The organism is Amylolactobacillus amylophilus DSM 20533 = JCM 1125 (genome assembly GCF_001936335.1).
GTDB classification, from domain to species: domain Bacteria; phylum Bacillota; class Bacilli; order Lactobacillales; family Lactobacillaceae; genus Amylolactobacillus; species Amylolactobacillus amylophilus.
The window spans coordinates 609,752-636,406 of sequence record NZ_CP018888.1; the positions used below are offsets into that span (position 1 = coordinate 609,752).

Below are 26,655 nucleotides of genomic sequence, written 5' to 3' on the forward strand. Positions count from 1 at the left end.
CTAACCCGTCGCATATAGGCGAAAAAAAATAGCCACTTTCCCGGCATGGAAAGTGGCTATTGTGTCTTATTACTAGATTTTCTTACTTTGTCGCAAGTAAATTATAGCGTATCAAACCTTGAAAATGTCAAACAATGCCTTTCAAACATTCATCTCTCTTTTAATTTTATAGATAGTCATTCTGGAAACTCCAGTTTGTCGATATATTTCGACAATTGGAGTATTTTTTTTCAATAAGCTAACTACTTTTTCATATAATACTCGATACTTTGGATTTTTACTTGTTGCAGAATAAAGTGTGTTACTACCTTGATAGACTCCCCTAGCCTTGGATAGGTCAATTCCCTCACGTTGCCGTGATTTTATTTTTTTTCGCTCTTCTTCAGCTGTATATTTATATATTTCCATGACTAAGTTTGAAAGTAGCGCTTTTAAGTTCTTATCCTGAACACCATCAAAGGTTGGAAGATCAAGGATATTAATTACGGCACCTTTTGATCTAATTTCTTCAATTATAGTAGTTAAATCCTGGGAATTTCTCCCAAGTCTATCTAGACTAGTAACAACAACTTCGTCATCATCGTGAATATACTGCAACATTTCACGTAACTTAGGTCTGCTACGATCTTTACCTGATATCTTCTCTGCAAAAATCTTCTTTATTCCTAAACCTTCAAATTGTTTCAATTGTCGATCTAGGTTTTGATCAGTCGAACTAACTCTTGCATACCCAATTTGCATTTTTAATCCCCTTGCCGTTTGTACAACCCTGATTATACATTAAAATCAAAAATAAAAAAGCAGCTAAAAACCGCTACTTTTATAGTGTAATCTTGAAATCAAGATCAAATAAATATTTTGTCTATTCAGCCACACCCAGATTAGACGACAGTCCTCTAACTTTTATCTATCCGAGTCCTGATTACGTTGCTTTAACCGCTGAAGACGCTTTATTTTATCTCTTTTGGATATCTCTTCAGTTATTCCTAGCTCATCATGAAAATATTTGAGCGTGGTAAATTTAAACTTCGGAGGTAACTTACCACTTCCAACAATTGAGGTATAGTACTCATCAGCAAACCCATTTACTTTATTAATAATCATAGCTTTATTTTTGAGAATAAAGCTTACCTCTTTTGCGTTGACCTTTGGTTTTTTTATAATTAACATATCCAGACTCAGAGATAACTACCATTTTTGTTGTGTCAAGTCCTGGTGCATATCTAGAATCATTTCTCTGCTCCTATGTCAATAAATGGCACATCTTTTTCTAAACACTCGTTCTAATTCTGTCGGAATTAAACCAACTGATCTAATTTGAGGTTCGGATTACCAAGTCCTCAAAATTGGAAAAAGTTGTTTGAAAGGCAAACTCTCTCTTCAACAATGAGTGAAAAGCTTCAATTGGCCCATTATCATAAGGATAACCTTGTTTTGAGTATGAGTGGCTAATCTGATGCCGTTCAAGTAAAGTTTCAACTTCGTTGCTGGTGTACTGTGAACCCATGTCAGAGTGAAAATATTGTGGCTTTTGATGACATTCAAGCGCCTGATTAATCGTTTCTACAACTAACGTCGCCTCCATCTGACGACCAATCTTGAAAGCAAGAACTTGATGAACCTTTGGTTCGTAAATAGAACTGAGATAAACCCAGGTTCCTGGACGTAATTCCAAATAAGTAATGTCAGCACGCCATATCCTTGCATTGGGCTGGTGCTTGATTAAATTGGGGCGTTGTGAATGATCCACATGAGTGCCAGGTTTTTTAAATCGCCGATTCATTAAAGAGTGAATCTCCATTTCCCTCATTAATCGTAAAATTCGTTTTGACCCAACACAGATGCCTGACTTGCGAAGCACCATCGTTATTCGTGGATAACCATAGGCACGATAATTATTTTCCCAAATCATATGATACTCTTTTGAATCAGTCTCAGTATCCATACCTACACTGTCTATGATAAAATCTTTATTCTCATAAAAATTAACGGCATTAATATTATCTACATAGACTGAAAGTGTTAATTTGTCGTTTATTTGTTTTAGGTAATTAATTAATCGGCTACCAACACCTTGGTTTCTGTAGTTCATGTCAACAAATAATCCAGCTATGTAACCATCTAATTCGCCTAAAAAACCGATAGTTGTTTCATTATTCCTATACACAAAAATATTTGCTTCAGGCAACATTTTTTTAATGTGGTAGATTGTAAAATTAAACCGAACACTTGAATAAAAAGCCGCAGCGCCTTTAATGGTAATTGTCTAAAACAACCATAAAGGAACTGCGACTCATGACTAGTTTATCATCTCAAGAACGCACTGTCATTCAAACTTTACTCGAATTGAATTATTCTGTTCGTGCCATTGTGCGCTTTATTAAACGCTCTCCTTCAACCGTTTCGATTGAAATTCATCAAGTTACACCCTATAAAGATGAGATTGCTCATGCGTTGGCATATACCGAAAGAACACAAAATTGAAACAGTTAGCGCCAAAGAATTAGATCAAATTAATCATTGGATCAATGCGAGACCAATGAAAACACTCAACTGGCAATCACCACGAAAGGTTTTTCAGCAGTTTGCAGTGTTCGGTTAATTCTTGCAATCTACCAAATCCATTTGAGATTAATCAAGTATTTTTGATTTAGGAGTCTGGTCTAATGTTTACAACGTAATGCGATGTTTTGTCACAGAAATCTATTGTTAACTATTATCAATAAAACTTTATTAATAAGCTAACATGCTATACTTTGTGAAATGATGTTCATAAAACAAGCTGAATCATTTGATACCAAAACGATGAGCACAAGTGAATAAATCGTGAAAACGCTTGATATTAATTGTAAATTCGTATATAATTTTATTTGTCGGAATGAAAACGATTACAAAGCTTTCATGTTTAGGAGGAAAATAGTAGCATGTCAGACAATAAAATTTCGGCCGGATTAGCGGCATTGAAAGTTATGTCAGGGTGGGGCGTCCACACAATGTATGGGATTCCATCAGGTACTTTGAGTGGTTTAATGAATGCAATGGGTGATCCAGAAAACAAAATCAAATTCTTGCAGGTTAAACACGAAGAAGTCGGTGCTATGGCAGCTGTCATGCAGTGGAAATTTGGTGGTAAATTGGGTGTGGCCGTTGGGTCTGGCGGTCCAGGTGCAACGCATTTAATAAATGGTCTTTATGACGCGGCAATGGATAATATCCCAGTATTGGCTATTTTAGGCTCTAAACCAGTACGCGAGTTAAATATGGATTCGTTTCAAGAATTAAATCAGAATCCAATGTACGATAATATAGCTGTTTATAACCGTCGCGTCGCAACCGCAGAACAGTTGCCTCATCTTGTTGATGACGCCATTCGAACTGCAATTGCCAAACGTGGCGTAGCTGTACTAGAAGTACCGGCTGATTTTGGCTTTACAGAGATCGATGCTGACTCACTGTATTCGACGCCACTGTATTCATCAGGCGTAACTTATAAAGAATATAAGTCCGCACCAGTCGACGAATCAGATATTTCTGCTGCTGTCGATATTCTTAACCAAGCTAAGCGTCCAGTGATTTATGCGGGAATTGGCACGATGGGGCATGGATCAGCAGTTCAAGCATTATCTCGTAAAATGAAAGCGCCAATTATTACAACAGGTAAAAATTTTGAAACATTTGATTGGGATTTTGAAGGTTTCACTGGCTCCACTTTCCGTGTTGGTTGGAAGCCAGCTAACGAAGCTATTCTTGAAGCTGATAGTGTCCTGTTTGTTGGTACAAACTTCCCATTCTCCGAAGTTGAAGGCACTTTCCGAAACGTGAATAAGTTCATACAAATTGACAATAACCCAGCAATGTTGGGTAAGCGTCATCAAAATGACGTCGCTATTCTAGGGGATGCAGGTGAAGCGATTGCCGCCATTTTAGCTAAAGTATCACCCGTAAACGATTCACCATGGTGGCAGGCGAACGTGGCTAACGTCAAAAATTGGCGTGACTATATGAATAAACTTGAGCAAAAAACGGAAGGTGATTTACAGGCCTATCAAGTTTATAATGCTATCAATAAATACGCAGCAGATGATGCTATTTTCTCAATTGATGTCGGTAATGTCACTCAAATGTCCGTACGTCATTTGCACATGACAGACAAGAATATGTGGCGGACATCCCCATTGTTTGCCACAATGGGGATTGGTTTGCCAGGTGGAATTGGTGCCAAAAACACTTATCCGGATCGTCAAGTGTGGAACCTGATGGGAGATGGGGCATTCTCAATGACTTATCCAGATGTTGTTACTAACGTGCGCTATAAGTTGCCCGTCATTAACGTTGTATTTACTAATACAGAATACGGATTTATTAAAAATAAGTATGAAGACACGAATACGTACAATTTTGGTGTTGATTTCACAGATGTTGATTATGCTAAAATTGCCGAAGCGCAAGGTGCTGTTGGCTTGACTGTTAGTCGAATTGAAGATATTGATCAGGTGATGAAAGAAGCGCTTGATTATTACAATCAAGGTCGCGTAGTTGTGGTCGATGCAAAAATCACCAAAGACCGTCCTATTCCTGTTGAAACCCTAAAGTTAGACACTAATTTGTATAGCGAATCGGTTGTTGAGGCCTACAAGGAAAAATATGAAGCACAGGATTTAGTGCCATTCCGTGAGTACTTAGAAGCACAAGGTATGACGTCGAGATATATTAAAGACAATAACGACAATAAGTATAGTTTTTAATCTTAAAAAGTAATTTCGCCCGCGAAGTTGCTTTTTTTAATTGCAAAAATATGCTGTTTAATGCTTTTTTTGATAATCAGATGCAGACTAACTATTTAATGTTTATTTTATTTATATTTTACAATCTACCTATTCAAAAACTACTCGAAAAAGAAGGCGTCTCAGGAGAAAGCATCAACCTCTATATTCAAAAAAACGTAACAAAGATGAATTTGTTTTCGATTAGGAGTGGGTTAGGCATATTTTTGTATATACATATTTCTCATTTCATTTGGCGTTTGCCAGTTATTTGATTGTCTAATTCGTTTGTAGTTGTAGTAATTAACCCAATTTGATATTGCTTGTTCCAAATCTTGCTGAGTTTTATACCGATGATTCAATACAGTTCCCACCTTTAACTGATGAATTAGACTCTCTGTTGGTGCGTTATCACACGGAGATGATTTTCGGGACATACTTTGCTTAACTTTATATTTTTTTAGTGCTGAATGATATTTACCTGATTGGTATTGAGTCCCTTGATCTGAGTGTATAGTTGTCTTATATGGCACATCTTTAACCATTTCTAAGACGGGATTGAGCGACTCTAATACAAACTCGGTATTTGGATGAAGTGAGGTGCTGTAAGACAATATTTCTCCTGAAAAGAAATCGGTAAATAAAGAAATATAAATTCGTTCGTCGGTGGTTTGAGAGCCAAAGCGAGCTTCTGTAACATCAGTTCCAATCTTCTGTAGTGGCCTGTCGGTTGAGAATCTACCCTTGATGTGGTTCTTGCACTCTCCACCTTGACTACCTTCATAGCTGCTATATTTGGCTGTTTTTTTCTTGTATGAATGACTTAGTAAATCATTTTGAAACATAATTCTTAGAACCCTCTTGTGATTAACTGGGAGCTCTTCACGAGTCTCCCTAAGCTTGTTTACTAGCTGTGTTAGAGGTCGATAGCCCATACCCTCAGATTATTTATCAGTAGCCCTGATGGCTTTGATGTCTTCAATAATTGAGTAATCAGAATCAAAGTGTGCTCCATAATTTCGTTTTCGTGCATCAAAGTAACTGCTAGAACTCATTTTGGCAATTTTAAGTAACATGGATAATCTGTATTTGGGCCGCAGTGAATCTATTGCCTTGGCTCTTTCCTGGTTTGATCCATTACGGCCTTCAATTTTTTTAAGTAGGCATTCTCGGCTTCTAAATATTCTAGACGTTTTTTGAGTTCTTTGTTTTCTTCCGAAGGTGTTAACTTCTTCTTTTCAGTCATCGTGGGATCTCTCTTCCTGCGGTCAGAAAAGCCTTCGTATCCATGAAGGTCGTATTGATGTTTCCATTGCCAGATGGTACCTGCATTTGGGATATCAAAGTGATCGGCGGTTTCTGGATACGATGCTTTGTGCTTTTCCAACCAAGTTATGACTTTCATTTTGAAGGAAGAAGAGTAACTTGGCAATTTCTTTTTCCTGGTAATTCCATCAAGACCATGTTTATTCCATAAACGAAGCCAATTTAGCACGGTTTCTGCCTTTGAAATACCCAGAATGTGAGCAACAGTTGTTGAACCAAGACCGCTATTGTAAAGTCTGATAGCTTCAATTTTTGTTTCAATTTTATATTTGGCCATAAAAACCACTTAAGTTGTTTTTCTCCAACTTAAGGGGTTCAGTTCACATGCTGAAACTGGCATGGCTATTTTTCTGGACTCAAAGCACGTATAAGCGGACTCCAATTGGATATCCAAAGACTCAAGAGAGTGGATAGTTGGGCCTGAAGGCGCGTAATAATCAGTCTGATGTCTCTATTTTTAATTTGGTCATTATATTCTTGGCTATAATGATTTATTTCGAAATAGATTAGGATATTACCTAGTCCAACTTCTCTCTAACAAAAAATCCCCTCATCCGCATTTCTGCTTCAAAGGGGAGTCATTCATTTAATTAATAGTATTCTATTCTGTTCTTTCGTCTTTCTTAAACATAAATGCTAACGCAACTCCAATTCCGATGAAGACTAATCCAATGATTGAAACCATTGGAGAGTTTGTTTCTCCTGTAAGAGGTAAATTGTCTTCTTCACTGTCTGTAGCTGCGTCTTCTTTAGTTGAATCATCTGTGTCCGATCCGTCTGCTTCTTCTCCGCCAACTCCTGGTGTATCAGTTCCTGTACCAAGGCTTTCTGATCCAATATCAGCAACAATTGCTTCTAGCGCTGCAATTCGAGCGAGTAAGTCTGCAATTTCGGCATCCGTTACGGAGTCTAATCCACGTAATCGTTCATATTCTGCACGGATTACGTTCAACTCTTCAACGAGTGCCGGGTTGTTTGTGGTGATTTCATCAATTGCTGTTTCTAAATCTTCTAAGCGATTTGCAATTTTATCTAAGCGCTCGTCGCCTGGTGTTTCAGGCTCAACTGGCTCTTCTGGATCAACTGGTTCTTCTGGATCAATTGGCTCTTCTGGATCAACTGGTTCTTCAACCGTGTCACCTGCAACTAAGATAACTGTACCGCCATCCGCGTTCCCAGGGATGTCGATCGTTACTGTACCATCTGCTGCGACTACGTAAGTTACGTCATTATATACATCAATAACTTCTGAACCAGCCGCTAATCCTAGTGCAAACGTTGATTCTACTGCATCTTCATTCGTGTTTAACCCAACAAATATTTGTTCATTACCGTACGTACGAGCAAACACTGAGTAGCCTGTTTCGTTTGTTCCAGCTACATGTTGACGTGTTCCTTTTGAGAAGACATCTGAGTAGGCGGCACGAATATTTAATAGTTTCTTGTAGTGCATTAACATGTCGTTCTCGTCGTTTGCAATACTCCAGTCAAGGTTGTAACGGTTAGCATATTCATAAATGCCATTATCTTCGTCTGCTTTTAGACCTGACTGCCCAAGTTCTTCACCGTAGTAAATAACAGGTTGTCCTTTAGCGGTCATTTGCAAGGCAGCAGCAACTTTGAATAGTCCTTCGTTGCCGGCAGCACGCGTAACTAAGAATCCGTCCTCGTCATGACTACTTAAAAATTGTCCCATCATCGCTGTGTTATCGATCAGACCGTTTCTAGTAGCTAACTCTGCTTCAATCTCATCAATATTTCCGTTGATGAACCGCTCTGCTTGCCCTTTAAAGTTAAAGTCTAGTAGAGAGTCCATACGACCTGAACGTAGCTGGTCTCCAGTGTTATTCACACTTGCGCCATACCATTCACCAATCATCTTGAAGTCTGGTTTGATTTTTGTTAATTCATTTTTGAATGCATTCCAAGTTGTGTTATCCACATGTTTAACCGTATCAACTCGGAAGTAATCAATTGTATTGTCCTTGTCTGTTGTAAACTCTTGTAACTTCGTAATCCAATCAATTTGCCATTGAATCACTTGTTCGCGAACCGCTGGATCTTCTGTTCTGAAATCAGGTAATCCTGATGATTCACCAATAATATCGTCTCCAGCAACTGGATTATCACGAATCATACCGTCAAATTGTTCCGCATCATTCATGCCATATCCCGCATGGTTCAACACCACATCAACCATAATCTTCATGCCACGTTCGTGTGCTGAGTCAACTAAATTTTTCAGTGTTTCAACATCACCTAAGTGTTCGTCAATCTTTGTGAAATCTTTTGCCCAGTAACCATGGTATCCGTAGCGTTTGTCGCCATTCGCCATGTCCATACCTTCATCAATATTATCGACAATTGGTGTAATCCAGATTGTGTTAATACCTAATTCATCTAGATAATCCAAGTTGTTAATAATACCTTGGAAGTCTCCTCCGTGGTAGCTTTCAGAAAGTTCTGAAGTCATACCATCTGGATTGTCGCCATCACTAAATCGGTCTGTCAGCATAAAGTAAATTCGTGCTTCATCCCAGTCAAAGTCTGCATCGTCTGTGATTTGACGCGGTTGTACTTCAACATCTACAGACGTGTTGTGTTTGTTTCCAAACTCATCAACCAATACGATGTCTAATGTTTTCACACCTGGAGTTATTGATTGATCAACCGCAATAGTGTGTTCCATTAATTCCGTATCGATTGCCACTTGTGCTGGTCCGCCTACTGGTGTTAAGTCGATGTAAGCTGCTCTTAACTCATAGTCATCTGATACTTCTGAAGCAATCGTTACCACTGCATTTTCATTGTATGAAATAGCTTTTCGATTGATCGATGTTTCAGCTGTAACAGTCGGCTGCGCAAATAATAATGTTGAGTGACCATCTTCGTTTGTGTTGTATGGATCTACAACTTCTTCCGTCTTTCCATCAACTGTTACGAGGAACGTATAGTCATAATCCCCTGGTTCAATATTATCAATCGTATAGTACCAGTACTCGTTTACTTCGTCATATTCCATATCGTAAACATCTGCGTTGTCATTTGCAGTGATTTTCAATTGTACGTTTTCAATTTTATCCATGTCACTTGTTAAGAATAATTCTGGATCACGGTAAAAGAACGTAGCGTTCCCATCTTCTAAAACTGGACCATCGATAGATGGAACGGCAAAATATTCACCTTTTCCTTCTTCGATTGTTACTTTTGAAATCATTTCCCCTAAAGGAATGTCAATATAACGGTCTTCATTAAATGGATCTTCTTCTACCCAGTCACCTTTACGAATCTTAAATCCTATTTTAGTCGTAGAATAACCAACTGGGATTCTTACAACGGCACCTTTGTCTGTAATTTCATCGAAGAGAATCTCGTTATCTTTAACGCCTGTTCCCCACACCCATAAATTCCAGTCTTCGTAGTCATTATTCTTACGAACATACGTTAACTCGATGTAGCGTTGATCTAATAATTCAACATCATCTAGTGAGTAGTAAACTTCTGGGTTTCCACCGACAATCCAAACCTCAACAGACTTTTCACCTTCTGGAATCGTAATCACTCGATCTGCTTCTTGAGAGTCCCAGTTTCCTAAACGAGTAATTAAATTCAATTTATCTGAAGCAAAGCTCACAGTTGATTGTACATAACCACCTGTTGATTCTTCGCCAAATGCATAAGCACTTCCGTCGACATCTGCCGTCCACAACCATAAGCCCCAATCCGCTTGTTGCCCATCTGGACGCATGTAGTTGATGGTATATTCGTACATTTCATCTGCGACAAAGATTGTGTGCGTTGCTTTATCTCCATCAAAAGTAGCATCAATTATAATTTCAGTTGCTGGTGAAATATCTTCCGAAATCGTTACCTTGTTGCCAGCGATTGTAACACCAGCGATTTCAGTTGCTAATGCAAAGTCTGCATCTACTACTTCTTTTTCGCCTTCGTCATTCACATAAGTGGCTGTTAATGTAACAGTAGCACCTGGTTCAACGTCCTTATCTCCTTCGATAATTAAACCTGGAAGGATTAATTGGTTATTTCCATCGTTACCAGCGATTATATCGTTAGCTGGATCGTTTATCCAGTTATCACCATTCACAACGAATTTATATTCATAAACACCTGGTGTTACGTCAACCGTAACTGACCAAACATCGTCCTCGCCTTTTTCCATTGAGAAGGCAGTTGCTTCCCAACCGTTAAAGCTTCCAGCAACATTGACAGTCTCTGTTGTTTCGTCACCTTCATAGCTAAATGTCACGGTGCCATCTTCATTAATTACTGGTGATTCACCGTAGTCCGTTTCTTCTTCAGTTGGTTCCTCTGTTTCATTGTCTTCTGTGTCTGTACCTTCTTCTGGTACTACAGGTTCGTCTTCAGAATTTTCTGTATCTGAATCTGCTGCCGGCGTTTGGGATATCGCCACGTCGGTTTTCGTCGGCTGGTCAGCAGCTGGGTCGATGCTTGGCACCTGGTCCGTTTCGGCAACGGTTCCCGATTGTTCCGCGTTGGTTGTACCAGTTGTCGTTGTCGTTGCCGGTTTCGCAACCGATTGCACGGCCGTCGTGGTTGTTTGAGTATTTGACGGCGTATCCGCTTGCACTGTCGTGGTCGACAACCCCATACCGATTCCCATGGCTAAGATCGCACTTGACGCATACAGCCACTGTTTCCCGTGTTTCCACATCCGCCAATTTTCCTGAACAACATCCTGATTATGCATATTCTGCAACCCCCTAATAATATTCTGTTCACCCTTGAATCTAAACCTAGACCCATTGATGCTCATACCACTATGCTAATGGAAACGTTTCCATAACGCAAGCATTTTTCGAGAGCGTAAAATATCTTGTGTAAATGCATAAAAGATTTCTGAATTGTATAGAAATAGGGAATGCCTTCCCTTATGATATTTAGTAACCACAGAAAACATCACAGGAGGCATTCCCCATGAATGAACTTACCACAGAAATTATCGCTGCACTAGCCCAAAAGCAAGATTTGGACGAAGTTTTTCGTCACCACCTCGAAATTGCGATTAACCAGCTGCTTCAAACCGAATTGGCAGAGTTTTTGGGTTACGAACGCTACTCATACGCTGGGATTAACCTACTCCGCCAGTTCATCTAAATTAATTATTCGGTCAAAGAGCTTTGCTTCCGCCGGCGAGACCCGGTGGGCTACCTCAATAACGGTCTTATTGGTATTCAAAATAACACCCTGAATACGTCTTGCTAGACCTTCATCCAAAGAACTCGTAGGCTCATCCGCAATCAAGATTGGTCGATTGCGCAACAGCGCCCGTGCAATTTCTACCCGTTGCCTTTGGCCACCGGAGAGACGACTACCTTCCTCGCCGATTGTAGAATCAAGTCCAATCTGATCGACCAAATCGTCCAGGCCAGCTGACTTAATTGCTTCTAATACCTCACCATCTGAGGCATTGTATCCAAGCGTGATATTGAACCTCAAAGACTCGTCTAGTAACAATGGAGTCTGGTGAATAAAACTAAAATAGCGATGCGCCTGCTGCCAATTTCCGGCTAAGTTCATGCCGTCTATTTTAAATTCACCACTAGCAATCTCCTGTTCACCGGTCAAGATATTCAGTAACGTAGATTTTCCCCAACCAGATGGTGCTGTTAGTAATATTTTCTCGCCTCGTTTAATCTGCAAATTCAAATTTTTAATGACCGTTTTTTGATTATACTTAACAGTTACGTTTATCAGGTTAAGTTGCCTAAATTGCTGATCTTCAAGCGTAGTATTCATGCTATCTTTAACACCGCTTAACCGCCGCTTAGTTGTGCCGAGAAATTTCTGCCACATCGGGTTGGCCGCCGAGATATCATTCAAGTCATAGAAGAAATTGACGACCGGATTAATAAATTGATTAGCTAAGTTATCAATCATAAACAGGATTCCAAGGGAGATCTCGCCCCTTGTAACTAGGATTACGCCGAGGATTGACGGGAGAATATTGCTGAATAAGAAGGCAGAGGTTTCCACTGATCGGTTGGAAATATCACGGAGAAAATTCATTTGAAATAATGATTCTTCAAGGGAAACAGCCGCCCTCTTGAAACGATGCCAGATATTACCTTCTACATCGTACAGCCGTGCCGTTGGCGAGATTAGTTCACTATCCTTCACGATATTCGTGTACGTACTGTTCTGCTCTGCCCAGATCTGCGACTTACCTTCAATTTTTTTAGTGAATATGCGCTGTACTAAGCCCGGAATCGCAGAAACAACTAGGTACACAATTGTGAGTACTATCGAGCCAAACAACGCCGCAATAATCGCCGCAGCGAATTGCAGTACATTGGTAATGGCATCGAGCTCCGAAAGGATCTTACTTGTCTCAATCTGCTTGACGTCATTTGTAAAGAACGAGGTGTCGAGCTTCTGCTCTTGCTTGGCCTGATAGATCAGATACTTACTGGACAGCCGCTTAATCTCCACGTTGATATCTTTGATAATTAGGTCGGAAAAGTATTCATGTGCGATACCAGCAAACAAGAAGAGCAGCAAACCGACCGTGGCCACTATAGCCACCTGCAACAGGCTGCCTTTTGGCTGAACCGCATAATTAGTAATCACCTTAACCAGATTTGCGATGAAGACTACCTGAAGTGATTTGATGATGGAAAAGACGATGAATAATATGATATTACTTTTCTTTGCATATTTTATTGCCATGGAATCATACCTTTCTGTTAAGTGAAGCTTCCTGTACCACCAAGAGGTACCTCGATTTTTGGATGAAAAAAGACTTTCTCACTGTAAATAGAGAAAGTCCTTAAGTACGCTGATTAACGATTTGAAACAAGCGAGAGCAGTGATTACATTACTAACGCTTAGTCATACAGAAATATTCTCTAGTTGTAAAATGAATAGCTAAATTGAGTAAAGTTTCATTGTTCATGATGAGCCTCCCAGAATATTTACAACTAGATTAAAGGTACGATTAGAAAATTAAGTAAATAACTTATATTTTATATTGTATACATATGTTTTGAGAATACAAGTTTTTTTGTAGGACACACCCGACTGATTATCGTCAATTAACTCAGTCAGCTGCCAAGACTTGGCTCAGCCACTCGGTACTCAGCCTTAACCAATGTGCCAAGTGCTGATCCACTAATTGCGCATTCCCTGCCTCACCAATCCGCGGTTTGGCAGTTGCGAAACCATGGACCTTGCCATTAAAGAAATGCGCCTCGCTAACTACACCATTGGCCTGCAATGCGTTGAAATAGCTAATTCCATTTGACACGGGGACCACGGGGTCGCCAACAGCATGGAAAACAAACGTAGGTGGCGTCTGTTTCGTCACTCCAGCAGCAGTATTATGGAACAATACCTCACTTGGAATCGCCTTTTGCTGTTCTGGTGTCAGTTCAAAGGACAGCTGTTCGATATCAATGAACGGGTAACCCAAGATTGTCGCAGCCGGTAGCGCATTCGCCGGATCAAGCGCAAATATCTGTTGCATCCCCTCATCGAGGAGCATTGCGTTAACGGCGCTAGCGACATGGCCACCCGCCGAGAAGCCTGCCGTGACAATTTGATTGGCAGAAACACTGTAAAGAGCCGCATTCTCCTTGAAATATTGCAGCGTCTTAATCACAGACAGTGCTGCGGCCGGATAAACCGGGTGTTCACCATCCACCAGCTGATAATAAACCACGGCCACCTCGTAACCCTGATTCATATAGGCTAGAGCCAGCGGCTCTATTTCCTTCAGAGAATAATGAGTAAAGTAACCACCCGGGCTAAGCACTATCAACGGAAATTCCACATTCTGATTCTCCGGATTGATGCTCGAAAGCCCAAAGAAGTCCACTTTAAATTCCTGATTAAGCTGGTTTTGGAGCGTTAATTTTTTAATTTCCATCCTTGCTACCTCGTTTCTTCTATTATTTTACTATTTATTCGCATCATTTGGTAAGCAACAGCCCAGCTATTTCCTTTTCTCGCCCAGCCACACCAATCGAACAACAATCTTCCAAACGGTGACGCGTTCATTTTACTTATTTTTAGTGTATGATAAAAGTATCGCGAAAGGAGCAATACAAATGACAAGTTTAACTTCAACATACAAATTACAAAACGGTGTAGAAATTCCCATCGTTGGTTTCGGGACATGGCAGACGCCAGACGGCGAAGTTGCACGTAGCAGTGTTGAGATGGCCTTAAGGGCCGGCTACCGTCACATCGACACGGCCGAAGCATACGGTAACGAGGAGAGTGTTGGTCAGGGGATTATTGATTCCGACGTGGCTCGCTCAGATATCTTCCTTACATCAAAGCTTTGGAACTCATACCGTGGCTACGACGAGACCATTGCAGCATTCAACGATTCACTGAAGAAATTGAAGACTGACTACCTCGATTTATTCCTGATTCACTGGGCCAACCCCATCAAGTTCCGTGATCATTGGCAGAAATCAAACGCCGAGTCATGGCGCGCAATGGAAGACCTCTACGAAGCAGGCAAAATCAAGGCGATTGGCGTTTCAAATTTCCGGACACATCACCTAGAGGAGCTAAAGAAGACAGCGAAGGTGCTGCCACTGGTGAACCAAATGTTCCTAGCACCTGGCGAATTGCAGCCGCAGGAGACCGCTTATGCCAAGGAACACAACATCTTGCTCGAGGCATACAGCCCACTTGGTACCGGGAAGATTTTCACAGACCCAACTATGCAAAAAGTAGCGGCAGAAACTGGTAAATCTGTTGCTCAGGTAGCCATTAAATGGTCGCTTGCGCATGGCTTCCTACCACTACCGAAGTCCGTCCACGAGGAGTACATCAAAGAGAACGCTAATATCTTCGACTTCGAACTTACCGAGGAACAGGTAAAGACAATTGACGCACTTGATGGCGTTGTTGGTAAAGCAACAGATCCAGATACCACCAACTTCTAACCTGAAAATATACTAATCCACCGCATTTAATCACTGTAGTGGATTTTTATTTTGCAAGCACATTTCTTTTAAAGACTTAGCGTATTTTAATAAGATTAATTAGAGGGAATAAAGTGACATGGAGAGTTTTTAATTAATTCGGGCAATTAGGAGGTTAAACGAATGCCCTGGAATATGCAAGACTATCCCAATTCATTTAAGAACTTACCCCAACTAGTCAGAAAGAAAGCAATCGATATCGCGAATGCGTTGCTTGCTGACGGTTATCCAGATGACTGGGCCATCCCGATTGCACTCAGCCAAGCGAAGAAATGGCACGATGACGCGATCGAGCAGGAACTGGCAGAATTTAAGCGCGAACCCAATCCGAAGAAAACCGACAGGCATCAGTCAGACAAGGATAACAGCAGATTACTTGATGCTGATACTGAGGTTAAGCCAAGTGAGAACGGCTGGAAGGTCCAGACAAAGGGTGCAAAACGCGCTAGCGACACATTTGATAAGAAGACCGCTGCGGTCAAACGTGCTAAAGAAATTGCTGCCAACAAGGAGAGCGCGTTCCAGGTATATGGCAAGGATGGCAAGAAGCAGCGCACAATCGACATGTAAAAAGACGCCGAACAACATGAATTGTTCGGCATCTTTTTTTGGTATAAACAGAGGATCGATTTAATTTTACTTACTTAATCTATACTTGCGCTTGTTTGTTAATAAACTATTTAATCTTAGGGTCTGTGAGTCGTCGACCTGTGCGGTCATAGAACCGACGACTGTACCGGTTCTTGTGGTTATCATAAACTACCACCCGGTAGAATGCATAGACCGTAATCACCGTCGAAATCGCCTGAACCATGTTGTTCTTCGTCAGTAGCCACGCCGCATTCACAGCAACTACAACGAGGGCCCACAGGAATAAGTTATTACGGCGCTTTTGTTCGAACGCTGCAACCTTTTCGTCAGCATTATTGGGAGTATTTCTTTCTTTTGTGGCTTTCATTGTAGTATTCCCTTTCATAAACAAATCTGATGTTATTGTGTTTCCTAACTTGTGTGTATTACTTCTTAAATGTGTTTCCAAAGACAAAGAACTCCGGTTAATTTCCATTTGCTATAATCCTAAAACCAGGATTATCAACAAATGTTCCTTAATCCTCATTCTTTACCTGTCTTTGGGCACTACTTATTAGTTCTTTGCTGCTGCATATTCAGCATTACGTTTCTTCATCTGACGTGAGTACCACCAGAAGATTAAGATGTAAGCTGCAATTGCTGCTGCAGCATAGAGAATGAACATGCCACCAGACTTAGATGCGTTACCTACTAGGTATGCAAGGAATTTCTCGATAGGACCTTCCATAGTAGTATGTGAGATCAAAGTTCCTGATGCGAGACCTTTAGGGAATGCCCCAACGGCCTTAGCTGTTGCTGTAACGAACGGTGCTGATAATGTACCAGCCCAGAGGAAGATTGGTAATTCAATTGCGCCGATGATGATCATCCGCAGGATCCGGCCACGAGTTACAACCAACAATGCTGGTGTTACACCCATGGCAATGATACCACCAAGTGGTAACAAGCCGTTACCCGGTAAGATCAATGATTCAAGTAACATGATAGGTGCTAAAACATTTGCTGCTGCCCAAACTTCTGAACGACCAGCGATAAATGGCCAGTCAAGTCCGATGTTGAAGGTACGGCCGTTAAGACGCTTGCTAGCAAAGTCTGTGATACCTTGTGAAAGTGGTTCTACGGCTGCGATGAACCATGAACCGATAATTGAGAATAACTCCATGCACGTTGCAGCTGTTAATGAGAGTGTGAAAATTTCTTGGACACTTGAACGTGAAAGTAAACCGATGAAAATACCAAGATAGATACCGATTGCAAACCGACTACCCCAGAAACCAATTTTTTCGTTCAGTTTAGCTGAATCGAAGTCATACTTGTCTAGTTTGTAGAATAATTTATCGAAAATCTTGTTGAAGACCATGATGATCGGATTCATCATGTAGTTCATGTGCGTCGTGGTCATTGGGTTATCATCTGGTGCATCCAACAAGTCACTGAAAGTTGGTTTCATCAAGTCTGAGTTGATAATCTTCATGATACCAATTACGATAACGAGCAGTGTAGCTAACCAGAGTGGTGCGCCACAGTACTTCGCGAACAAGCCAACGAATGCGAGGTGCCAAACATCGAAGATATCTACGTCCAGCGTGTTGGTTTTGTTCATAAACAACATAATGATGTTAACAATAATCAGAATCAACAGGAAGAACAGCGTATATGGTGATCCCCAGGTGATTGTTGCAAGTGGTGCCCAACCAACATCGGTGATGTTCAAGCTTAAGCCAGTATTCTTAACGAAACTGTCTAGGGCTGATTGGAAAGTAGTTGTCAACATGTTGATGACACTACCGATAGCTGTCAAGGCAATGGCTAATTTAATACCACCCTCTAAAGCTTTCGAGAATTTAACTCTGAAAATTAATGCGATTAAGGTCAAGACGATCAGCATCAATGGTGCTGCGCCCAGGTCAATCAAGGGTTTGAAGACCGTGTTTGCGAAGTTAATAATAAAATCCATTTTTTATTCCTCCAAGAATAATAGGTGCTCCGTCGCAGTTCTAATTGTGTTCCCCAAAGCAAAGCGCTCACCCTAGCTTATTTGCCTACGGAATTCGCTACGCTTTTCCTTAACAAACTTCGCTAGATGCTTGTGCTCTACCCGCTTTGGTTCACAACTTGTTTAATTGTGTTCCGTCGAACAGCTTGCTTACCTAACTAGCTCGTTTTTAGTCCTGCTACGCAGCCCCTCAACAATCTTCGTTAGTGGTCACAAGCTAACCGTTCACCGTCACAACTTCAACTTTAGTTCTTTTCAATTTCCTTCACAGCGGCCTCTACCTTATCGTAAACCGGCTTTGCCATCGTTGGAATTCTGTAAAGAATTGGGCCAGCATCAACAACCGGAATACTTGGTGTAAATCCAAGATCGGTTTTTGCGATTGGTGTAAACAGGTCATATTTAGAAATCATATCCTTGTTGACATCCTTAACCATCACTGCATCGACCACAACATTGTGGCCACGTGATTTCATCTCTTTCTCAAGTGCATCCTTGATTTGGTGTGATGAATTTACTCCTGCACCACAAGCTGCTAATACCTTAACTGTTTTTGCCATTTGTATTTCCTCCTACTAACAAATTTATATCTGGTGAAACCTGGTTTGTTATGTGGTTCATTAGATATCTTCTTTAAAGTGTGTTGCCAAAAATTGATAAATCGCGGTGGTATCTTCACTTGCGAAAAGCTGTTGCAAGTCGGCTACCGGCGTCTGACTCAAGAAGTCCATAATCTGCGCCAATACGTTTGCCTGCCCTTCCGGATCGTTGTTCAGGATCATGAAGAGAAACTTAACCGACAATTCCTCGTCGGGTAAAATCATGTTCTTAAACGTCACCTCTTGGGTTAATTTAACCGGCACAATCAATCTCGCATTGACGAATTCGCCTTCTGTGTGTGGGATAGCCACGTTGGCCAGCTCGGTGGAGATAGGCGTGATGTCAATTCCCGTTGGGTAATTATTCTCACGTTCCTTCAGGTTGCATAAAAAATCATCTTTGACATAGCCCGCTTGCAGCAGTTGCCGTGCAACGTCTTCAAATACAGCGTCCCGCGATGTTTCCTTACTAATAAATACAGCATCTGGTGCAAACAGCGTCTTCTTCATAGTGTCGATAATCCTACCACCTTTCTAAAAGTAAAAAGCGTTAATAGCAGAAAACTCTTGTTACTTTATGTTTTTATTTGTTTGTTTTCTACACGCTTAATTAAAATATAAGCGCTTACAAAAGTCAACACTTTTTATGAAATCACTTTCATTATTTAATAAACCGCGTAATATAAGTCTTGTTTATACATTAATGGTATAAATCAATTAAACATTAATGCAAAACAATTTCACAAAAGAGCACATATTTTGCCTATTCAACAATTGAATTTAATAGTTTTAAAAAAGTGTAATTTTCTTATATTTATCGGGCATAAACGGCTATTTAGCGCAAATGTAGGCGGTAAGCTTTTGTTGACACCTTATTGTTCATGTGCTATTTTGAAATTGTTCAATACTTACATTAACAAACAAAAAGAAACATTGTAGGGGTGATTACTATATTAAAGAACGAACGACTGCGCGAGATTACGCGGCTCGCTAATCAACGTGGCGTTGTTAGTGTTAACGATATCAGTAAGCACTTGAAGGTCAGCTCGATGACCATCAGGCGTGACCTAGATGAATTAGCAACCGACAACAAGATTATCCGCGTCCACGGCGGCGCACAGAGTGTCAACTTTCAGGTCGGCTCAAAGGAACTCAGCCACACACAGAAACGCGCATTGAACAAACCGGAGAAAGCACAGATTGCAAAGATTGTCAGCAGCATGATTAACGATGGTGAGACAATCTTTCTCGGTACCGGGACGACGAACGAGCTCGTTGCCCAATACTTGAAGGTTAAGAACGTGCGTATTATCACCAACAGCCTGCCAGTCTTTGAAGGATTCCGTCGCACACATCCGGAGATTGACATTGCACTTGTTGGTGGGAAATTACGTGAATATTCTGGCGCTTTCATCGGTAGTTTAGCGAACAGCTTGATTGAGCAGCTTCACTTTCAGAAGAGCTTCATCAGCGTGAACGGCGTCAACAATAACAAGGTGACCAACTCCAATCCCGATGAGGGACAGATGCAGAAGCTGGCGCTTGACCGTTCGGATCAGAAGTACATTGTGGCCGACCACACGAAGTTCGACCAGGAGGATTTCTACACCTTCTACGCGCTGGATAATGTAGATGGACTAATCACCGATGCAAGTGTTCCGAACGAGTTTGTTAAGAAGTATGAAGGCTACACAAGGATTATCAAATAAAAGGAGAATAGGCATGCAAGTAGTTATTGGAGCAGATAAAGACGGATTTCAGTTGAAAGAAGCAGTGAAAAAGTATTTGTTGGACAAGAAGTATCAGGTAATAGACGTGACTGAAGATAAGCCAGCTGAAGATTTTGTTGAATCTTCACTAGCCGTGACCGATAAGGTATTGTCTGGTGAGGCTAGCAAAGCCATCATGTTTGACGAATACGGTGTCGGCTCAGCAATGGCCAGCAACAAGGTGCGCGGAATGGTCACAGCAAACGTCGGTGATGAGAATACAGCACACATGACCGCCGAGCACAACGGTGCAAAGGCAATCTCAATCGGCTCCGGTGTCGTTGGTACACAAAAGGCAGTAGAGATTGTGCAACGCTATCTCGACACAGAGTACGCCGGCGGTCGGCACCAAATCAGATTAGACATGCTCAGCAAGATGATTTAATTTTACGAAAAGGAGAATAAACTACTATGAGAATCGCTATTGGTAATGATCACATCGTAACCGATGTTAAACAGAAATTATCTGACTTTTTGAAGGCTGAGGGCCACGAGGTCATCGACGAAGGCACCTACGACTTCACCAGAACACACTACCCTATCTATGGTAAGAAGGTCGCAGAAGACGTAGCAGAGGGCCACGCAGACCTTGGGGTCGTGCTTTGCGGGACCGGTATTGGTATCAGCACTGCAGCCGACAAGAACGAGGGCGTGCGTGCAGCAATGGCAAATGATGTTACATCCGCTAAGTACGCCAAGGAGTACCTGAATGCCAACGTATTGGGCTTCGGCGGTGCAACTGTTGGCGAGCACTTGGCAGAAGACATGATTAAGGCATTTATGGCTGCTGAATACAAAGAGACTCCCGAGAATGCTAAAATTATTGAGAAAATCAATAACATTGCAAAGCCAGATCCTGATCAAAAAGACAACCCACACTTCTTCGATGAAGAGCTGGAGAAGTGGAATGAAGGATATTATCACGATTAAACCAAGTTGTGACGGCAACGGGTAACTCTTGAGTACTAGCGGAACCTGACGAAGTCTCACACAGTGAGGAAAGGCTTGTTAGCTAGACGCAGAGAGTTGTTGCACGGAACACGATTATAAGTTGTGACAAAAAGCGTTTAGACCACGAACATCTAGCGAAGATTGGCGAGGAAGAACGAAGTGAATTCCGTTGGCAAATAAGCTAGGGTGAGTGGTTTGCTTTTTGGAACACAGTTAAACCAAGTTGTGACAAAAAGCGTTTAGACCACGAACATCTAGCGAAGATTGGCGAGGAAGAACGAAGTGAATTCCGTTGGCAAATAAGCTAGGGTGAGTGGTTTGCTTTTTGGAACACAGTTAAACCAAGTTGTGACAAAAAGCGTCAAGCTCAATAAAAAACGCTAATTAAATACCCCTATAGATAAAGTAATATATCCGCATTGGACATAACTTTAACTACAGGGGTATTATTTTTTCTTCACTTCAATTAAGTTAGCTCTTAGACTGGATTAACTCATTCATTCCCTTGTTCATGATTTCATCGTCCGTAGGAATCTGGACGGCAGCAGAACGTCTTACACGCAGAACTCCGTTTGAATCTTCTCCTCCACCAGTTGGCTGCAACTCAGGCTCTCTTTCGAATGTTCCATTATTATTCAAGAAAATTCCCTTTCCCGAAAATGCAGCCATAAAATATTCTTCATCGATACCGTTTGAACCAGCGGGTGCTTGATTTAAAATCAAGGCCATACTCTCGCCTACTTGTGGAAGCGGTGAATAAGATTCTTTCACAGTGATTACTTCATCTGACTGGGCATCCTTACGTTCTGCCTCGGTTAACCATTCTTTCTGAGAAACATCCACAAGAAGTTCTTTCTGAGAAATGTTTCCTCCGGCAAACAAAACATTAACTGTTGCACCAGGAGCCGTCCCGTCCAGAAGCTGATCAACCTTAATTGTCGCCATTGTATATGGATTGGCCGGCCCCTCTTCGCCGTATGGAGCATATACATAACTCTTGAGCTGCTGAACTGTACCCAAGATAGTTAGCTCTCCCTTAGCAACCAGGTCTTGAAAATTTGTTGGGTAATTTGCCAGTTTTAAATCACCCGAAATATTTTTGACCTTGTCTTTATAAAAGTCCTTCTTTGTTTTTGCTAACGAAACTGTTGGACTCCTACTTGTAGAGATTTGTTCACTAGCTTTGGTCTGTGATGCTAAGTAGACCAGAGCCAACACAAGTACCAGTGTCAGGCCCAAAGTCGGAATGTACAAACTTTTTTTTTTCAATTTCATTATTAATCTCCTTTCATTTAAGGAATTATCCCTCCATGACTATAGACATTTATCCGGCCGAAGCATATAATCGCACTAATTAAATAATTAATTGCACCTACAGTTATTATAATCGAATATTCAGCTTCAAAAAAAATCTTATTATATATGATAATCTAGCTGTATTTTATAGGGGGGTCAGAGATGAAAAATGGTTACGGTAGTACATTTCACAGCATGAGAAAGAATAAAAATTATTCTTTGCGGGATGTCAGTCTTGATTACATCTCTATTGCTCAACTGTCCAAATTCGAGCGCGGCGACTCCGACATCACCTTGAATAAACTTGCACCTCTCCTAGATAACATTACTTTATCAACTTCCGAGTTTATATCTGAGCTACCCCCTACACAATTTGAAGACCAACTGTCTTTTCTTGAAGAAATTAGTCAGTCCTATCTTCTCAGCAATCAGAATAAACAAGAGTTGATTCAATCGATCACTAAAGAAATCGCTCGATTGACGTTAGCCACAAAGCCCAGTTCAGCAACAAAAGTCTATTTATCCCTACTGCAATTAATCAATCAAATCCTTACCGAGAAACCAATTACCTCGACACAATCATTCTTAAAAACAGAAGTAATCGAATACCTCTTTGGTGTAGAGCGTTGGTATAAATTCGAATTACTGGCGTTCGTCAACATCCTACCAATTCTCGAACTAGATTTTATTAAATCCGCCTGCTCAGAACTAATGCGCCGGGTAGCGGACATCGATTGCCCTGTTTCAATTAAGAATAACCTTGTAGATGCCCTGCTACAGACCTCTGTCTACCTTACTCGGCATAAACAAAACATAACAGCAAAAAATATTCTCTCTAAATTTTCAAAAATTGCCTTACCTGAGCAACTTTTTTTCAAGAAAATTCTAGTTAGATTTTTTCTTGCATACACCCAATTTAAAGAGTTCCAGAGTACTACTAATCAGAAGACTATCACAGAGATTTTGGTATGTTTAGAAAACTACGATTATCCGACTCGCGCTAACCAACTAAGAAATTTCCTTGCCGATCAAAGTTTTGTCTAAAACTAATATTCAATCTATAAAATCACTTCCGAATCCAGAAGTGGTTTTTTTGCAGTACGGATATTATACTTTTTACTTACTTTCTGTTATAGTAAAGCCATTGTGCAAAAAGTGAGCAAACTAGAACCGCATTAAGTCGGCGATTATAGTTTGTTATTTCACAAACTATCGTAAATTTCACAAAGGGAGTTACCATGCAGAACAAGTCGACGAAGCCCAAACAAGCCCCCATTTTAGTCCAAATCGGAATATTTTCGACGATCCTTTTCGTCTCTAGTCTAATCTCCGCGCTATTCCCCGCGAGTTTCCCTGCCCCAACACCAGTAGTCGGCCTCGTGATTCTCTACCTCCTCCTGACCTTTAAGATTGTCAAACTAGAATGGGTCGACAGCTTCGGTAGCTTCCTCATCAGCATTATCGCGTTTCTGTTCGTGCCCTCAGGTATTTCACTGTTAGGGAGCCTCGATGTCATGCAGAAACAGGGCTTTCAAATCATTGCCGTGGTGATCATCTCCACGGTAATCATGCTGGCCGTTACCTACTTCGTGGCCTACACAATTATCGTCATGCGTCGCAAGTTCAGTGCACGCAAAGCACAAAAGGAGGGGCTCAAATAATGATGGATGTTTTGACACAACCATATTTCGGTATCTTCTTCTCTATTGGCGTCTACCTCATGGGCATGTTTCTATTCAAGCGTAGTAACGGTAAATTCTTCTTTCAGCCGCTCTTCATGGCCATGGTGCTCGGTATTTTCCTGCTGATTCTCTTCAGTCACCTAATCCACGTGGATATCCAAGATGTCTACACAAAGATGTATAAGCCTGGTGGCGATATTATTTTCTGGTTTGTGAATCCCGCAACGATTGCCTTCGCCATCCCCCTGTATAAACGAAATGACATTTTGAAGAAATACTGGGTGGAGATTATTGTTTCACTCATTATCGCCACTGTGGTCTCGACCATCTTGATTTACCTCACAGCCACGGCCCTCGGCCTGGAAAAATCGGCAGTGCTCGCCATGCTGCCACAGGGTGCAACCACAGCGATTGCCCTCCCGATTTCTGCAGCTATTGGCGGTGATCCCGCAATTACAGCCATGACCGCAATCACAAATGGTGTCATCATCTTAGCAATCGGCAAGTACCTGATTAAGTTATTCAGGATGGAGCGGGGTCCAATTGCTCTAGGATTGGGCTTAGGTGCATCGGGCCATACTCTAGGCAGCGTCAAAGCACTAGAGGTCGGCGAGATCGAGGGTTCAACATCCTCAATTGCCATCATCGTGATTGGCTTAGTTGTTGACTTAGTTGTGCCAATTATGGCGAATATTTTAATGTAGTAATTAAAAAATGACCTACCACTCGATTTTTATTAATCGGGTAAGTAGGTCATTTATTTTATTCTCTAAATCTATTCCACCAATGTTTCTTATCCTTTGGGAGCTGCATGTCGGCCAAAGTCCTGAATTGAGGCTGCTTCGCCGCTTCGCTGTTCTCCACTGCCTTGGTGAGGATTTCGGCCCGTGGATCATCCGGAGCATCTTGTTGCAACTCGTTTAACTTCTGCTCAACCTGCTCAGGCACGCGCTCCACATCCTCTGGTTCCAGATCTGGAATATCATCAGCCCCGTCGGGCTGGTCGAATTTGAGCTCAGTTTGAACGGATTTCGTTGTTTTCTTTGGTACGTCTAGTGCTTGTTGCATGTTCAATAACTGCTTATTCTGCTTCTGAACTGTAGCCACCTGCTGCTGGAGATTCTTAATTGCCTCATTTTGTTGTGCAATGGTCGACTGCAACAATTGCAATAGCTCAACCACTTGGCCTTGGTTTAAGTTATCTGGGTCTACCACCACCTCTGGCGCAGATTGTTGCGCATCTTCTACAGCATATATTTGTCTGGCTGCCTCTTTCAAAGTGAGCGAGGCATCCTTACTCAGTTGCTTAAAGTCATGCAAATCAGCCACATTTTGCGCAGAATAGAGCCGTGTCTTCTGCTTAGTGCGCACGAAATACTCCCCATTGCCAGTCACATCCTCAACAATTAAGGAGTACTTACGCAGCGTCGCAACGCTAATCTTTAATTGTGCAGCTGCTTGGGCTGGTTCTAACATTTCCTCGAAATCGTGCTTATCTGACATGGATGTCTCCCCCACTTGTTATCTCCCTCAATTATATAATTTAATGCCACTAAATTAAATACAAAGGTGAGATAACGCCTGTTTAGATGTGGTGACTCAACTCCTGCAGGTGGCGATACCGCTCCAGGCCAAATTGAATCAGCTGGTCAATGAGCTCCGGATAATGAATGCCCGCCTGCTCAAACAATTTCGGGTACATGCTGATATTCGTGAATCCAGGAATTGCATTGATCTCATTGAAAATGATCTCACCCGTTTCCCGCTTAATCATAAAGTCTACACGGGCTAGGCCAAACACCTCAATCTTTTGGTAGATGGCAAGCGCCTGTGCACGAATCTGGCTAGCTGTCTCTGCCGGAATCGCCGCCGGGATTTGCAAAGTCGAGGTAGAATTCTCCTCGTACTTATTCTCGTATGTGTAGAACTCGTCGGCGGCATTGATTATCTGCCCCACACCGCTCACGATTGGCCGGTCGTTCCCCAGCACGGCCGTCTCGACCTCAATCGCATTAATGGCTTCCTCGACGAGCACCTTGTCGTCATACCTGAAGGCATCCGCTAGTGCGGCAGCATACTCTGTGGCATCCTGGGCCGGTGCGATGCCCACAGAGGAACCCTGATTAGCCGGCTTCACGAAGACCTTGCGGCCGAGTTTAGCCGCCACCTGTTCGTAGTCAACGAACTCGGCAATCTGATCCTCGTACTGTGGTCGTTTGATGGTTAGCCACTTGGCCACCTTGAGGCCAATCCTCTCAGCCAGAATTTTGGATAAATCCTTATCCATTGTTGCCGCGGCTCCGAGGACGTCGGACCCAACGAACGGCACGCCAAGCACCCGGAATAAGCCCTGAATGGCACCGTCTTCACCGATATTTCCGTGAATGATTGGCAGAAAAATATCCAGTGCAGGATAGTTTTGTAGCTCAATCAGATGATTAAGGTTGGGTACAGTCTCGCCTCTCACCACCTGATAACTGGCATCTTCCAATAGCTTACTAGACTCACTTGGACTCGCTAGGTAACCATCTTGCGTGAATCCGAGTGGGTAAACCTCATATTTAGCTTGATCAATTGCGTGGTAAATATTCTGGGCAGAGTTCACTGAAACCTCGAATTCCGAGGATTCGCCACCGAAAACTAGACCAACTTTGATTTTCTCCATCATTATTTCGCCCTTTCTTCAACTGTTAGAACCTTCATT

Annotated in this window: 23 protein-coding genes and 5 pseudogenes; 12 read left to right on the forward strand and 16 right to left on the reverse strand. The window is 41.7% G+C overall.

From position 1 onward, the window contains the following. Positions 1-141: 141 nt before the first annotated feature. The 4 genes and pseudogenes from LA20533_RS03305 to LA20533_RS08775 all read right to left on the reverse strand — a co-directional run. A complete protein-coding gene (locus LA20533_RS03305) occupies positions 142-741 on the reverse strand; it encodes a recombinase family protein (RefSeq protein ID WP_056945904.1) in 600 nt (199 codons plus the stop codon). A gap of 162 nt (positions 742-903) precedes the next feature. Further along, on the reverse strand, positions 904-1,170 hold the full coding sequence (locus LA20533_RS03310; RefSeq protein ID WP_056945903.1) for a hypothetical protein: 267 nt from the start codon (positions 1,168-1,170) through the stop codon (positions 904-906). 142 nt (positions 1,171-1,312) lie between these two features. Next, positions 1,313-1,912, reverse strand: a pseudogene (locus tag LA20533_RS03315) (IS3-like element IS1163 family transposase); the annotation flags it as partial. A gap of 60 nt (positions 1,913-1,972) precedes the next feature. Next, positions 1,973-2,191: pseudogene (locus LA20533_RS08775) on the reverse strand (GNAT family N-acetyltransferase); the annotation flags it as partial. A gap of 104 nt (positions 2,192-2,295) precedes the next feature. On the opposite strand from LA20533_RS08775, the pseudogene LA20533_RS09000 reads away from it, so the two are divergent. The 3 genes and pseudogenes from LA20533_RS09000 to spxB form a co-directional block, all read left to right on the forward strand. Beyond that, positions 2,296-2,472 (forward strand): annotated as a pseudogene (locus tag LA20533_RS09000) (helix-turn-helix domain-containing protein); the annotation flags it as partial. A gap of 48 nt (positions 2,473-2,520) precedes the next feature. After that, positions 2,521-2,619 (forward strand): annotated as a pseudogene (locus tag LA20533_RS09035) (IS30 family transposase); the annotation flags it as partial. Positions 2,620-2,924: 305 nt separating this feature from the next. Then, positions 2,925-4,745 (forward strand): pyruvate oxidase, encoded by a 1,821-nt coding sequence (gene spxB / locus LA20533_RS03330; protein ID WP_056945902.1) that lies wholly within the window; start codon positions 2,925-2,927, stop codon positions 4,743-4,745. 233 nt (positions 4,746-4,978) lie between these two features. On the opposite strand, the gene LA20533_RS03335 is transcribed toward spxB, so the two are convergent. From LA20533_RS03335 to LA20533_RS03345, 3 genes are all read right to left on the reverse strand, one after another. Continuing rightward, positions 4,979-5,698, reverse strand: a complete 720-nt coding sequence (locus LA20533_RS03335; protein ID WP_082611537.1) for an IS3 family transposase — start codon at positions 5,696-5,698, stop codon at positions 4,979-4,981. A gap of 170 nt (positions 5,699-5,868) precedes the next feature. Continuing rightward, the gene (locus LA20533_RS03340; RefSeq protein ID WP_056945900.1) at positions 5,869-6,366 is read right to left on the reverse strand and encodes a helix-turn-helix domain-containing protein; all 498 of its coding nucleotides are present in this window, start codon (positions 6,364-6,366) and stop codon (positions 5,869-5,871) included. A gap of 324 nt (positions 6,367-6,690) precedes the next feature. Further along, positions 6,691-10,818: an alpha-amylase family glycosyl hydrolase gene (locus tag LA20533_RS03345; protein WP_056945899.1), complete on the reverse strand. Its 4,128-nt coding sequence runs from the start codon at positions 10,816-10,818 to the stop codon at positions 6,691-6,693. Positions 10,819-11,045: 227 nt separating this feature from the next. Between LA20533_RS03345 and LA20533_RS03350 the strand changes: the two are divergent. Next, a pseudogene (locus tag LA20533_RS03350) lies at positions 11,046-11,204 on the forward strand (transposase); the annotation flags it as partial. Here LA20533_RS03350 and LA20533_RS03355 read toward each other — a convergent pair. Continuing rightward, positions 11,205-12,797, reverse strand: coding sequence for an ATP-binding cassette domain-containing protein (locus tag LA20533_RS03355; RefSeq protein ID WP_056945897.1), 1,593 nt, complete (start codon positions 12,795-12,797; stop codon positions 11,205-11,207). Positions 12,798-13,167: 370 nt separating this feature from the next. After that, a complete protein-coding gene (locus tag LA20533_RS03360; RefSeq protein WP_056945896.1) occupies positions 13,168-13,995 on the reverse strand; it encodes an alpha/beta hydrolase in 828 nt (275 codons plus the stop codon). A gap of 181 nt (positions 13,996-14,176) precedes the next feature. Between LA20533_RS03360 and LA20533_RS03365 the strand changes: the two genes are divergently transcribed. Both LA20533_RS03365 and LA20533_RS03370 read left to right on the forward strand, forming a co-directional pair. Further along, the gene (locus tag LA20533_RS03365; protein ID WP_054746461.1) at positions 14,177-15,028 is read left to right on the forward strand and encodes an aldo/keto reductase; all 852 of its coding nucleotides are present in this window, start codon (positions 14,177-14,179) and stop codon (positions 15,026-15,028) included. Between the two features lie 162 nt (positions 15,029-15,190). After that, positions 15,191-15,637 (forward strand): DUF2188 domain-containing protein, encoded by a 447-nt coding sequence (locus LA20533_RS03370; RefSeq protein ID WP_054746460.1) that lies wholly within the window; start codon positions 15,191-15,193, stop codon positions 15,635-15,637. A gap of 106 nt (positions 15,638-15,743) precedes the next feature. Here the strand turns inward: LA20533_RS03370 and LA20533_RS03375 are convergent, their stop codons facing one another. The 4 genes from LA20533_RS03375 to LA20533_RS03390 form a co-directional block, all read right to left on the reverse strand. Continuing rightward, positions 15,744-16,025, reverse strand: coding sequence for a hypothetical protein (locus LA20533_RS03375; RefSeq protein WP_054746459.1), 282 nt, complete (start codon positions 16,023-16,025; stop codon positions 15,744-15,746). Positions 16,026-16,211: 186 nt separating this feature from the next. Then, on the reverse strand, positions 16,212-17,615 hold the full coding sequence (locus tag LA20533_RS03380) for a PTS galactitol transporter subunit IIC (RefSeq protein ID WP_056945895.1): 1,404 nt from the start codon (positions 17,613-17,615) through the stop codon (positions 16,212-16,214). A 284-nt stretch (positions 17,616-17,899) separates the two neighbouring features. Beyond that, on the reverse strand, positions 17,900-18,214 hold the full coding sequence (locus tag LA20533_RS03385; RefSeq protein ID WP_054746458.1) for a PTS sugar transporter subunit IIB: 315 nt from the start codon (positions 18,212-18,214) through the stop codon (positions 17,900-17,902). A gap of 60 nt (positions 18,215-18,274) precedes the next feature. Then, positions 18,275-18,763, reverse strand: a complete 489-nt coding sequence (locus LA20533_RS03390; RefSeq protein WP_056945894.1) for a PTS sugar transporter subunit IIA — start codon at positions 18,761-18,763, stop codon at positions 18,275-18,277. Between the two features lie 431 nt (positions 18,764-19,194). On the opposite strand from LA20533_RS03390, the gene LA20533_RS03395 reads away from it, so the two are divergent. The 3 genes from LA20533_RS03395 to lacB are packed head-to-tail and all read left to right on the forward strand — an operon-like array spanning position 19,195 to position 20,952. Beyond that, positions 19,195-19,962: a DeoR/GlpR family DNA-binding transcription regulator gene (locus tag LA20533_RS03395; RefSeq protein ID WP_236693774.1), complete on the forward strand. Its 768-nt coding sequence runs from the start codon at positions 19,195-19,197 to the stop codon at positions 19,960-19,962. Between the two features lie 13 nt (positions 19,963-19,975). Continuing rightward, entirely contained in the window at positions 19,976-20,407 is a 432-nt protein-coding gene (gene lacA / locus LA20533_RS03400; RefSeq protein WP_054746457.1) for a galactose-6-phosphate isomerase subunit LacA, read from the forward strand. A gap of 26 nt (positions 20,408-20,433) precedes the next feature. Beyond that, complete coding sequence (lacB, locus tag LA20533_RS03405; protein ID WP_056945893.1) at positions 20,434-20,952, forward strand: galactose-6-phosphate isomerase subunit LacB; 519 nt, start codon at positions 20,434-20,436, stop codon at positions 20,950-20,952. 492 nt (positions 20,953-21,444) lie between these two features. Here the strand turns inward: lacB and LA20533_RS03410 are convergent, their stop codons facing one another. Beyond that, positions 21,445-22,248 carry a hypothetical protein gene (locus LA20533_RS03410; protein WP_054746390.1) on the reverse strand — a complete coding sequence of 268 codons (804 nt, stop codon included), beginning with the start codon at positions 22,246-22,248 and terminating at the stop codon, positions 21,445-21,447. A gap of 183 nt (positions 22,249-22,431) precedes the next feature. Here LA20533_RS03410 and LA20533_RS03415 point away from each other — a divergent pair, with 183 nt between their 5' ends. From LA20533_RS03415 to LA20533_RS03425, 3 genes are all read left to right on the forward strand, one after another. Continuing rightward, positions 22,432-23,313: an Rgg/GadR/MutR family transcriptional regulator gene (locus tag LA20533_RS03415; RefSeq protein WP_056945892.1), complete on the forward strand. Its 882-nt coding sequence runs from the start codon at positions 22,432-22,434 to the stop codon at positions 23,311-23,313. 194 nt (positions 23,314-23,507) lie between these two features. Further along, on the forward strand, positions 23,508-23,930 hold the full coding sequence (locus LA20533_RS03420) for a CidA/LrgA family protein (protein WP_054746393.1): 423 nt from the start codon (positions 23,508-23,510) through the stop codon (positions 23,928-23,930). 2 nt (positions 23,931-23,932) lie between these two features. After that, the gene (locus LA20533_RS03425) at positions 23,933-24,655 is read left to right on the forward strand and encodes an LrgB family protein (RefSeq protein WP_054746407.1); all 723 of its coding nucleotides are present in this window, start codon (positions 23,933-23,935) and stop codon (positions 24,653-24,655) included. A gap of 58 nt (positions 24,656-24,713) precedes the next feature. On the opposite strand, the gene LA20533_RS03430 is transcribed toward LA20533_RS03425, so the two are convergent. Continuing rightward, the gene (locus tag LA20533_RS03430) at positions 24,714-25,454 is read right to left on the reverse strand and encodes a hypothetical protein (protein ID WP_056945891.1); all 741 of its coding nucleotides are present in this window, start codon (positions 25,452-25,454) and stop codon (positions 24,714-24,716) included. Between the two features lie 82 nt (positions 25,455-25,536). After that, on the reverse strand, positions 25,537-26,619 hold the full coding sequence (locus LA20533_RS03435) for a D-alanine--D-alanine ligase family protein (protein ID WP_056945890.1): 1,083 nt from the start codon (positions 26,617-26,619) through the stop codon (positions 25,537-25,539). Positions 26,620-26,655: the final 36 nt, after the last annotated feature.

Bases quoted from the DNA above. Each gene is read 5' to 3' on its own strand.
- LA20533_RS03365 (WP_054746461.1), top strand. From the start codon at position 14,177: ATGACAAGTTTAACTTCAACATACAAATTACAAAACGGTGTAGAAATT.
- LA20533_RS03415 (WP_056945892.1), top strand. From the start codon at position 22,432: ATGAAAAATGGTTACGGTAGTACATTTCACAGCATGAGAAAGAATAAA.
- LA20533_RS03310 (WP_056945903.1), bottom strand. From the start codon at position 1,170: ATGTTAATTATAAAAAAACCAAAGGTCAACGCAAAAGAGGTAAGCTTT.
- LA20533_RS03435 (WP_056945890.1), bottom strand. From the start codon at position 26,619: ATGATGGAGAAAATCAAAGTTGGTCTAGTTTTCGGTGGCGAATCCTCG.
- LA20533_RS03380 (WP_056945895.1), bottom strand. From the start codon at position 17,615: ATGGATTTTATTATTAACTTCGCAAACACGGTCTTCAAACCCTTGATT.
- LA20533_RS03345 (WP_056945899.1), bottom strand. From the start codon at position 10,818: ATGCATAATCAGGATGTTGTTCAGGAAAATTGGCGGATGTGGAAACAC.
- LA20533_RS03340 (WP_056945900.1), bottom strand. From the start codon at position 6,366: ATGGCCAAATATAAAATTGAAACAAAAATTGAAGCTATCAGACTTTAC.
- spxB (WP_056945902.1), top strand. From the start codon at position 2,925: ATGTCAGACAATAAAATTTCGGCCGGATTAGCGGCATTGAAAGTTATG.
- LA20533_RS03370 (WP_054746460.1), top strand. From the start codon at position 15,191: ATGCCCTGGAATATGCAAGACTATCCCAATTCATTTAAGAACTTACCC.
- LA20533_RS03425 (WP_054746407.1), top strand. From the start codon at position 23,933: ATGGATGTTTTGACACAACCATATTTCGGTATCTTCTTCTCTATTGGC.
- LA20533_RS03335 (WP_082611537.1), bottom strand. From the start codon at position 5,698: ATGGGCTATCGACCTCTAACACAGCTAGTAAACAAGCTTAGGGAGACT.
- LA20533_RS03360 (WP_056945896.1), bottom strand. From the start codon at position 13,995: ATGGAAATTAAAAAATTAACGCTCCAAAACCAGCTTAATCAGGAATTT.
- LA20533_RS03390 (WP_056945894.1), bottom strand. From the start codon at position 18,763: ATGAAGAAGACGCTGTTTGCACCAGATGCTGTATTTATTAGTAAGGAA.
- LA20533_RS03430 (WP_056945891.1), bottom strand. From the start codon at position 25,454: ATGTCAGATAAGCACGATTTCGAGGAAATGTTAGAACCAGCCCAAGCA.
- LA20533_RS03410 (WP_054746390.1), bottom strand. From the start codon at position 22,248: ATGAAATTGAAAAAAAAAAGTTTGTACATTCCGACTTTGGGCCTGACA.
- LA20533_RS03375 (WP_054746459.1), bottom strand. From the start codon at position 16,025: ATGAAAGCCACAAAAGAAAGAAATACTCCCAATAATGCTGACGAAAAG.
- lacA (WP_054746457.1), top strand. From the start codon at position 19,976: ATGCAAGTAGTTATTGGAGCAGATAAAGACGGATTTCAGTTGAAAGAA.
- LA20533_RS03420 (WP_054746393.1), top strand. From the start codon at position 23,508: ATGCAGAACAAGTCGACGAAGCCCAAACAAGCCCCCATTTTAGTCCAA.
- LA20533_RS03355 (WP_056945897.1), bottom strand. From the start codon at position 12,797: ATGGCAATAAAATATGCAAAGAAAAGTAATATCATATTATTCATCGTC.
- LA20533_RS03305 (WP_056945904.1), bottom strand. From the start codon at position 741: ATGCAAATTGGGTATGCAAGAGTTAGTTCGACTGATCAAAACCTAGAT.
- LA20533_RS03385 (WP_054746458.1), bottom strand. From the start codon at position 18,214: ATGGCAAAAACAGTTAAGGTATTAGCAGCTTGTGGTGCAGGAGTAAAT.
- lacB (WP_056945893.1), top strand. From the start codon at position 20,434: ATGAGAATCGCTATTGGTAATGATCACATCGTAACCGATGTTAAACAG.